This window comes from Metabacillus sp. Hm71, assembly GCF_051842955.2.
Lineage (GTDB): Bacteria > Bacillota > Bacilli > Bacillales > Bacillaceae > Metabacillus.
In genome coordinates, this window is sequence record NZ_CM200278.1 from 1 (window position 1) to 10,000 (window position 10,000).

At 36.7% G+C, this 10,000-nt stretch carries 8 protein-coding genes (1 of these 8 cut by a window edge); all 8 read left to right on the forward strand.

The window, feature by feature from the left end:
* Positions 1-1,353, forward strand: a complete 1,353-nt coding sequence (dnaA, locus tag ACSVDH_RS00005; protein WP_439252361.1) for a chromosomal replication initiator protein DnaA — start codon at positions 1-3, stop codon at positions 1,351-1,353.
* A gap of 270 nt (positions 1,354-1,623) precedes the next feature.
* Positions 1,624-2,760 (forward strand): DNA polymerase III subunit beta, encoded by a 1,137-nt coding sequence (gene dnaN, locus ACSVDH_RS00010; protein ID WP_299095200.1) that lies wholly within the window; start codon positions 1,624-1,626, stop codon positions 2,758-2,760.
* Positions 2,761-2,982: 222 nt separating this feature from the next.
* A complete protein-coding gene (gene yaaA / locus ACSVDH_RS00015; protein WP_439252360.1) occupies positions 2,983-3,198 on the forward strand; it encodes a S4 domain-containing protein YaaA in 216 nt (71 codons plus the stop codon).
* Positions 3,199-3,213: 15 nt separating this feature from the next.
* A complete protein-coding gene (gene recF, locus ACSVDH_RS00020) occupies positions 3,214-4,329 on the forward strand; it encodes a DNA replication/repair protein RecF (protein WP_439252359.1) in 1,116 nt (371 codons plus the stop codon).
* Positions 4,330-4,342: 13 nt separating this feature from the next.
* Positions 4,343-4,591, forward strand: coding sequence for an extracellular matrix regulator RemB (gene remB, locus ACSVDH_RS00025; RefSeq protein WP_299095189.1), 249 nt, complete (start codon positions 4,343-4,345; stop codon positions 4,589-4,591).
* Positions 4,592-4,647: 56 nt separating this feature from the next.
* The gene (gene gyrB / locus ACSVDH_RS00030; RefSeq protein ID WP_299095203.1) at positions 4,648-6,570 is read left to right on the forward strand and encodes a DNA topoisomerase (ATP-hydrolyzing) subunit B; all 1,923 of its coding nucleotides are present in this window, start codon (positions 4,648-4,650) and stop codon (positions 6,568-6,570) included.
* Positions 6,571-6,790: 220 nt separating this feature from the next.
* On the forward strand, positions 6,791-9,277 hold the full coding sequence (gene gyrA / locus ACSVDH_RS00035) for a DNA gyrase subunit A (protein WP_439252358.1): 2,487 nt from the start codon (positions 6,791-6,793) through the stop codon (positions 9,275-9,277).
* Between the two features lie 159 nt (positions 9,278-9,436).
* Positions 9,437-10,000, forward strand: partial view of an HD-GYP domain-containing protein gene (locus ACSVDH_RS00040; RefSeq protein WP_439252357.1) — the 5' portion only. Its footprint extends 528 nt past the window's final position; the window shows 564 of its 1,092 coding nt (coding positions 1-564); it begins with the start codon at positions 9,437-9,439; its stop codon lies beyond the right edge, outside the window.

A 10,000-nucleotide genomic window follows, 5' to 3' on the forward strand; every position in this document is an offset into this window, starting at 1 on the left:
TTGGAGAATATATCCGAACTTTGGAGTAAAGCTTTAGGTGAGATCGAAAAGAAGATAAGTAAGCCTAGCTTTGAAACATGGCTAAAATCGACGAAGGCCCATGCGATTCAGGGTGATACGCTAACCATAACCGCTCCGAATGAGTTTGCGAGAGATTGGCTGGAGTCTAGGTACTTACATTTAATTGCCGATACAATCTATCAATTAACAGGTGAAGAATTTGCTATTAAATTTATTATTCCTCAAAACCAAATGGATGATGAATTTTTACCTAATTCGCCTATAAAACAAGTAAATAAAGCGGAAGCAGAACATACTGAGCTGCCGCAAAATATGCTGAATCCGAAATATACTTTTGATACGTTTGTTATTGGATCTGGTAACCGATTTGCACATGCCGCATCATTAGCAGTTGCTGAAGCACCCGCCAAAGCCTATAATCCTTTATTTATCTATGGAGGCGTAGGATTAGGTAAAACTCACTTGATGCATGCCATCGGACATTATGTTATTGATCACAAACCTTCAGCAAAGGTCGTTTATTTGTCCTCTGAAAAATTTACTAATGAATTTATCAATTCAATCCGTGACAACAAAGCTGTTGATTTTAGAAATAAATACAGAAGTGTTGATGTTTTATTAATTGATGATATTCAATTCCTTGCTGGAAAAGAACAAACCCAAGAGGAATTTTTCCATACATTTAACACATTGCATGAAGAAAGCAAGCAAATTGTTATCTCAAGTGACCGTCCGCCTAAGGAGATCCCAACTCTTGAGGACAGGCTGCGTTCGCGTTTTGAATGGGGCTTAATCACAGATATTACCCCGCCGGATCTGGAAACAAGGATAGCTATTTTACGAAAAAAAGCAAAAGCAGAAGGCCTCGATATTCCGAATGAGGTCATGCTTTATATTGCCAACCAAATTGACTCAAACATTCGCGAATTAGAAGGGGCACTGATTCGAGTTGTTGCCTATTCATCCCTTATAAATAAAGATATCAATGCTGATTTAGCAGCAGAAGCATTAAAAGATATCATTCCAAATTCCAAGCCGAAAATCATTTCGATCAGTGATATTCAACGTATAGTAGGTCAAGAATTCCAGGTTAAATTAGAGGATTTTAAAGCAAAAAAACGAACGAAATCTGTCGCATTTCCACGACAAATTGCGATGTATTTATCAAGGGAATTAACAGATTCTTCTCTTCCTAAAATAGGTGAAGAATTCGGAGGGCGTGACCATACAACCGTCATCCATGCTCACGAAAAAATTTCAAAAATGCTCCAAAATGACGAGCAGCTCCAAAAACAATTGAAGGAAATTACGGGGCTTCTTAAAGGCTCATAAGAAAAGCGCAAGCGCCTTTTACATTCCTAGCATTTAAAGCTAAGTAAAAAAGTGATTATTCTTGATTAAAAAGAAAAAATCAATCTGAACATTGTGAATAACTAATACGGATATATACACAGTCTTTCCACATGTGGATAGGCTGTGTTTCCTTTCGTTCACCTTAGTTATCCACATTTCCACAGTCCCTACTAGTACTTCTACTATATTTTTAAATAATAAATATATACCTAAATTCTAAATTTCGCCCAAAAAAGGAGGAGTTATTTCATGAAATTCATTATCCAACGAGACCATTTGGTGCAAAGTGTTCAGGATGTCATGAAGGCTGTATCTTCAAGAACAACCATACCCATTTTGACAGGTATAAAAATTGTCGCAAATTCTGAAGGAGTCACTTTAACAGGAAGCGACTCTGACATCTCAATAGAATCATTTATTCCTGTTGAGGAAAATGGACAGGAAATTGTCGAAATTATTCAAAGCGGAAGCATTGTTTTACAAGCCAGATTTTTTAGTGAAATTGTTAAAAAACTACCAATGGATATTGTCGAAATTGAAGTAGGAAATCACCATTCAACAGTTATTCGTTCAGGAAAAGCAGAATTTAGTTTAAATGGTTTAGATGCCGAAGAATATCCTCAGTTACCACAGGTTGAAGAAGAAAATATCTTCAAAATTCCTACTGATTTGTTAAAAGCAATGATCCGTCAAACCGTATTTGCTGTTTCTACATCTGAAACCAGACCTATTTTGACAGGGGTAAACTGGAAGCTGGAAAATGGAGAACTTATCTGTATTGCAACAGATAGTCATCGTCTTGCTTTAAGAAAAGCAGCAATCGCTAATGAAAACCAAAGCTCCTACAATGTTGTTATTCCTGGTAAAAGCTTAAGTGAGCTTAGTAAAATTTTAGATGATACAAGTGACTTAATCGAAATTGTTATTACAGAAAACCAAGTTTTATTTAAAGCAAAAAACCTATTATTTTTCTCTAGATTGCTAGATGGAAACTACCCAGACACATCACGCTTAATTCCTTCTGATAGCAAAACAAACATGACAATTCACTCAAAGGAATTTTTACAAGCTATCGATCGTGCATCATTACTTGCAAAGGAAGCGAGAAATAATGTTGTTAAGCTTTCAACACTGACAGATGGAATGATTGAAATCTCTTCAAATTCACCAGAGATCGGTAAAGTAAGTGAAGAAATTCAGACATCCGAGATTCAAGGTGAAGAATTAAAAATTTCATTTAGTGCGAAATATGTCATGGATGCCTTAAAAGCACTTGAAGGTACAGAAATAAATGTTAATTTTACTGGTGCAATGAGACCATTTGTTATAAAAACAACAGATGATGACTCAATGCTGCAATTAATTCTACCGGTAAGAACTTATTAAGAGAAAATTTCACGAATAAAAGGGGACTGGCTCAAGTGTCAGCCTCTTTTCTATTTTTTGAAAATGGAGAGGTATAGGTATTTGGAACTAACCTCTTTGTTTAATCCTTTGATTTGTATATCTGGAATGGACACGAGGAACGAAAGTACTAGTGAGGTTGTATTTTTCTTTATATATTTAGTAAAATATAAAGTTAGAGACTCCTGAAGGATGGTGGTTCACATGGTAAAACAAGTAAATATTGAAACAGAGTTTATTACACTAGGACAATTTTTAAAACTGGCTGATGTCATTCAATCGGGCGGAATGGCAAAATGGTTTTTAGGGGAATATGAAATATTTGTAAATAATGAACCGGAAAATCGCCGAGGAAAAAAATTAAGAGATGGCGATGTTGTTTATATTCCTAATTTTGGCACATATATTGTGAAAAATTAAGTTGGTGTACAAAATTTGTATATAAAAGAGTTAAAACTAAAAGATTACCGAAATTACGAAGATTTACTAATCCAGTTTGAAAATAGAGTCAATGTGATCCTTGGAGAAAATGCTCAAGGGAAAACAAATGTAATGGAATCTATTTTTGTTCTTGCCATGGCGAAATCACATCGAACGTCAAATGATAAAGAATTAATTCGTTGGGATAAAGAGTATGCTAAAATAGAAGGTAGCGTAGAAAAATATAATCGTTCAACAGAACTTCAGTTAATCATTTCAAAAAAAGGGAAAAAGGCTAAATTAAATCATCTTGAGCAAGAAAAATTGAGCCAATATGTCGGGGCAATGAATGTCATAATGTTTGCACCGGAAGACTTGAATTTAGTGAAAGGCAGCCCTGCTGTGAGAAGAAGATTTATAGATATGGAAATTGGTCAAGTGTCAGCCGTCTATCTTCATGATTTGAGCCGTTATCAGAAAATCATGCAACAAAGAAATCATTATTTAAAGCTGCTGCAAATAAAAAAACAAACAGATCAAACCATGCTGGATGTGTTAACTGCTCAATTATGTGAAGCAGCTGCGAAGATTATTCATAAGCGATTGCAATTTATCAATGAGTTGCAAAAATGGGCACAGCCGATTCATTCAGGAATTAGCAGAGGTTTAGAAACGTTAGATATTAAATATAAACCGTCTGTAGAGGTATCAGAAGACAATGAATTGACGAAAATGATAGATGCGTATGAACAAAAATTTGCTAAAATAAGAGAGAAAGAAATTGAACGAGGGACAACACTTGCCGGACCTCATCGCGATGATATGATTTTTAATGTGAATGGACATGATGTTCAAACGTACGGATCTCAAGGTCAACAACGAACAACTGCTCTATCCTTAAAACTTGCAGAAATAGATTTGATTCATAATGAGATTGGAGAATATCCAATCCTTTTACTTGATGACGTATTGTCTGAGCTTGATGATTATAGGCAATCCCATTTATTAAATACGATTCAAGGAAAGGTGCAAACTTTTGTAACAACGACCAGTGTTGAAGGCATTGACCACCAAACATTAAAAGAAGCAGCTACTTTCCATGTACATGCAGGAAAGCTTTCAGACGATTAACGAGGTGATTACCATGTATATTCATCTAGGTGACAATTTTGTTGTCCCTTCCAAAGAGGTTGTTATGATATTAGATCGTCAATCATCAAAGGCTTCTACGATCGTTGCTGAATTTTTGGAAAAACAAAAAGATAAAATGGTTCAGCTTGCAAATGGTGAAGCAAAATCAATTATTATAACGCTGGATAATATTTATTTTTCCCCGTTGTCGTCAAGCACATTAAAAAAACGAGCGCAAATCGCTTTTGACATAGATCATTAATAGAGATATTCATTCAAAGAATGCTTTAGGAAAAGTGTAGGTGAATCAGTGTGACGATGGAAGAAAATAAAGTTCAACAACAATCATACGACGCAGATCAGATTCAGGTTTTAGAAGGCTTAGAAGCGGTACGAAAACGCCCTGGTATGTATATTGGTTCCACAAGCGGAAAGGGACTGCATCACCTTGTATGGGAAATTGTTGATAATAGTATAGATGAGGCATTAGCCGGATTTTGCGATGAGATCAATGTAACCATTGAGGAAGATAATAGTATTACTGTGAAGGATAATGGGCGTGGTATTCCAGTTGGAATCCATGAAAAAATGGGGCGTCCAGCCGTAGAGGTCATTATGACCGTTCTACATGCAGGGGGGAAATTTGGCGGCGGAGGCTATAAAGTTTCCGGCGGACTCCATGGTGTAGGGGCTTCAGTAGTTAATGCTCTTTCAACAGAACTAACCGTCACTGTACATCGTGAAGGGAAAATACATTTCCAAAAATTCCAAAAAGGTGTTCCGGTTGCGGATTTAGAGGTAATAGGCGAAACAGATGTGACAGGAACGACAACACATTTTAAACCTGATCCGGAAATCTTCACAGAAACAACGGTTTATGATTATGAAATTCTTGCTAATCGTATACGGGAATTAGCGTTCCTTAATCGCGGGTTGAAAATTACCATTGAGGATAAGCGTGAAAATAAACGAAGCAATGAATACCACTACGAGGGTGGAATTAAATCATATGTTGAGCATTTAAATCGTACTCGTGAAGTAATCCATGATGAGCCTGTATATATTGAGGGCGAAAAAGACGGGATCACAACCGAAATTGCCATTCAGTATAATGACAGCTATACAAGTAATATCTATTCTTTTGCGAATAATATTCATACCTATGAAGGTGGTACACATGAGGCAGGCTTCAAAACAGCCTTAACCCGTGTCATTAATGATTATGCAAGGAAAAACAAAATCTTTAAAGAGAATGATGATAATCTTTCAGGTGAAGATGTTCGTGAAGGGATTACTGCAATCATCTCTATAAAACATCCTGATCCACAGTTCGAAGGACAAACAAAAACGAAGCTGGGAAATTCAGAGGTGCGAACAGTAACAGATTCTATTTTTTCAGAAGCATTTGATAAGTTTTTACTGGAAAATCCTTCTGTAGCAAGGAAAATCGTTGATAAAGGATTAATGGCAGCTAGAGCACGACTTGCAGCCAAAAAGGCTCGTGAATTAACAAGAAGAAAAAGCGCCCTTGAAATTTCAAACCTTCCAGGGAAACTAGCGGATTGCTCTTCAAAGGATCCATCCATTAGCGAGCTTTATATCGTTGAGGGTGACTCTGCAGGAGGATCTGCAAAACAAGGAAGAGACCGCCATTTCCAAGCAATTCTGCCTTTGAGAGGGAAAATTCTCAATGTCGAAAAGGCCAGATTGGATAAGATTTTGTCAAATAATGAAATCAGAGCCATAATCACAGCCTTAGGAACAGGAATTGGAGAGGATTTTGATACGTCCAAGGCACGTTACCATAAGGTTGTGATTATGACGGATGCAGATGTGGATGGAGCCCATATTCGTACGCTTCTATTAACATTCTTCTACCGTTATATGAGGGGAATCATTGAAAAAGGGTTTGTTTACATTGCACAGCCGCCGTTATATAAAATTCAACAGGGAAAGCGAATTGAATATGCTTATAACGATAGCCAGCTTGATAAAATCCTTGCGGAACTGCCGCAGCAGCCTAAGCCTGGGATTCAAAGATACAAAGGTTTAGGGGAAATGAATCCTGATCAATTATGGGAAACAACAATGGCGCCAGAAACACGTACACTGCTGCAGGTAACGCTTGAGGATGCAATTGATGCGGATGAAACATTCGATACGTTAATGGGTGATAAAGTAGAGCCGCGCCGTAATTTCATTGAAGAAAATGCACAATATGTTAAGAATTTAGATATTTAAATCAAAAAACTCCTCATTTTCGGTGAGGTGTTTTTTGATAATAAATCCCCAAGAATTGTATAAACGAATATTATTCTACGAAATTAATGTGTAATCTTTCACTAACATTGATATAATGGAGAATAGGCAATTAATTGGGCGGTATAGATTATTTTTTTAAAACATTTATTTGGCTCTCCCAATTTAAAATATGAAAAGAACAAAGGGAGGTTATTTTAGGATGTCGGAAAATCAAAATTCGCAAGTAATTGAAAGAAATATTAGTAATGAAATGCGTGAGTCCTTTTTAGGCTATGCAATGAGTGTTATTGTTTCACGTGCTTTACCAGATGTTCGAGATGGGTTGAAACCTGTACATCGCCGTATTTTATATGCGATGAATGATTTAGGGATGACCTCGGATAAGCCATTTAAAAAATCAGCACGTATCGTTGGTGAAGTAATAGGTAAATACCACCCTCATGGCGACTCTGCTGTTTATGAAACAATGGTCCGTATGGCTCAAGATTTCAACTTTCGATACATGTTAGTAGACGGACATGGAAACTTCGGCTCTGTTGATGGTGATTCGGCAGCGGCAATGCGTTATACAGAGGCACGGATGTCTAAAATTTCAATGGAACTCATCCGTGATATTAACAAGGATACGATTGACTATCAGGATAACTATGATGGTTCTGAAAGAGAACCTGTTGTGCTTCCGGCAAGATTCCCTAACCTTTTAGTCAATGGTGCTACTGGAATTGCTGTTGGTATGGCTACAAATATACCTCCGCATCAGTTAGGTGAAATCATTGATGGTGTACTTGCCATTAGCAAAGATCCTGATATTACCATTCCCGAATTGATGGAAATTATCCCTGGCCCAGACTTTCCTACTGCTGGACAAATTATCGGAAGAAGCGGAATCCGCAAGGCTTATGAAACTGGACGCGGATCGATTACACTGCGCGCGAAGGTGGAAATTGAGGAAAAGCCGTCAGGTAAACAAGTCATTATTGTAAAAGAAATCCCTTATCAAGTTAATAAAGCAAAGCTGGTTGAGAAAATAGCCGAGCTTGTCCGGGATAAAAAAATTGATGGAATAACAGATTTACGCGATGAATCTGACCGAACCGGTATGCGGGTTGTGATCGAGGTTCGTAAGGATGCAAACGCAAATGTTCTCTTAAACAACCTTTATAAACAAACGGCATTACAAACAAGCTTTGGAATTAATATGCTCGCGTTAGTTAACGGCCATCCAAAGGTACTAAACATTAAGCAAATGCTCCATCATTATTTAGAGCATCAAAAGGTTGTTATTAAGCGCAGAACAGCTTTTGAATTAAGAAAGGCTGAGGCACGTGCTCATATTCTTGAAGGCTTAAGAATAGCATTGGATCACTTAGATGAAGTGATAACTCTTATTCGTAATTCACAAACAACTGATATTGCCCGGAATGGATTAATGGAGCAATTTTCATTAAGTGAAAAACAAGCGCAAGCGATACTAGATATGAGGCTTCAAAGATTAACTGGATTAGAAAGAGAAAAAATTGAAGAAGAATATCAATCACTTATTAAACTTATTGCAGAATTAAAAGCAATTCTAGCAGATGAAGAAAAAGTACTAGCCATTATTCGTGAAGAGCTTCTTGAATTAAAAGAGCGATTCAACGATGAACGCCGTACTGAAATTGTCGCTGGAGGGCTTGAAAATATCGAAGATGAGGATTTAATTCCAGTAGAGAATATTGTTATCACATTAACTCATAATGGGTATATTAAACGTCTTCCAGTATCAACCTATCGCACGCAAAAGCGCGGTGGTAGAGGTGTCCAAGGAATGGGTACCAATGAAGATGATTTCGTTGAACAACTATTAACGACTTCGACTCATGATACGATTCTGTTCTTTACAAATAAGGGAAAAGTATATCGCGCAAAAGGCTACGAAATTCCTGAATTCAGCAGAACAGCAAAAGGACTCCCGATTATTAATCTTTTAAGTGTTGAAAAGGATGAATGGGTCAATGCAATTATCCCTGTTTCTGAATTTGTAGATGATTGGTTCCTATTCTTTACAACAAAAGAAGGGGTCTCTAAACGTTCACCATTATCACAATTTGCCAACATTCGAAATAATGGTTTAATTGCTGTTAGCTTACGTGAAGCAGATGAGCTTATTTCTGTTAAACTAACAGATGGTTCGAAGGATATTATTATTGGAACAAAAAATGGAATGCTGATCCGTTTCCCAGAGTCAGATGTTCGTTCTATGGGACGTACTGCCACTGGTGTAAAAGGGATCTCATTAGATGAGGACGACGAGGTAGTAGGAATGGAAATCCTTGATGAAGGTGTTGACGTATTAATTGTTACTAGCAATGGATATGGAAAACGGACCCCATCTGAGGAATACAGAATTCAAAGTCGTGGCGGTAAAGGCTTAAAAACATGTAATATTACTGAGAAAAATGGTCGTGTGGTTTCTGTTAAAGCTGCTACCGGAGAAGAAGATTTAATGCTTATAACCGCGAGCGGTGTCATTATTCGTATGGACGTCGGAACCATTTCTACTATGGGAAGAAACACACAAGGTGTTAAATTAATTAAATTAGATGAAAATGTAGTAGTATCTACAGTAGCACTTGTTGAAAAAGAGGAATCTGAAACAGAAACAGTTGAAGAAGGAGAAATAACAGAAGCTCAAGTAGAAGAATAAAAATTTTCTATAGACTAGCTCATTTTATGTGAGTTAGTCTTTTTTTTATGAGTAAATACCAAAAAAAGGATTATAGTAGTGAAAAATACCCTCAATCTCAGAGGGAAAAATAAGCATTTTATCCTATTTTTATATATAATAGTAAGAGGGGGGATACCGTTGAAAATTCATATTAATCAGTTAGAAGAAGGATGTATTTTAGCTAAGGATATTTTATCTGCATCAAATAAAGTATTAGCATACAAAAAAACAATTGTTACCGAGCATATAAAACATGCGTTAAAAGCTTTTTTAGTTAATGAGGTACATGTAGAAAACCTCTTAGAAGATGGAAGGGGGTTTCTGCCATCAGGTATTCAGAAAGAAGCTTCAAATGAGGAGAAAGAAAAGGTAGAATTAACCCCTGTAAAAACGTTTCATCAACTTTATAATCATGCTGTTATGGAACGGAAGCAATTATTTACAGGCTGGCAATCCGGCACACAGATCGAAATAGCTAAAGTTAGACAAATTATTCTTCCGTTAATTTCCGAGCTGAAACATCAAGAAGGGGAAATTTTAAAGCTTTATCAATACTGTAAAAAAGAAGACTATCTGTCCCATCATTCTGTTTCTGTTGCTTTGTTAAGTGCATTTTTAGCGAAAAGATTAGGCTATGACCAAGGAGAGATCAACCAGATTGCTATAACGGGATTATTATGTGATTGTGGAATGGCGAGAATA

What these genes read in the sequence shown, in the direction of transcription:
- dnaN (WP_299095200.1), top strand. Translation starts at nt 1,624, where the DNA reads ATGAAATTCATTATCCAACGAGACCATTTGGTGCAAAGTGTTCAGGAT.
- yaaA (WP_439252360.1), top strand. Translation starts at nt 2,983, where the DNA reads ATGGTAAAACAAGTAAATATTGAAACAGAGTTTATTACACTAGGACAA.
- remB (WP_299095189.1), top strand. Translation starts at nt 4,343, where the DNA reads ATGTATATTCATCTAGGTGACAATTTTGTTGTCCCTTCCAAAGAGGTT.
- gyrB (WP_299095203.1), top strand. Translation starts at nt 4,648, where the DNA reads ATGGAAGAAAATAAAGTTCAACAACAATCATACGACGCAGATCAGATT.
- gyrA (WP_439252358.1), top strand. Translation starts at nt 6,791, where the DNA reads ATGTCGGAAAATCAAAATTCGCAAGTAATTGAAAGAAATATTAGTAAT.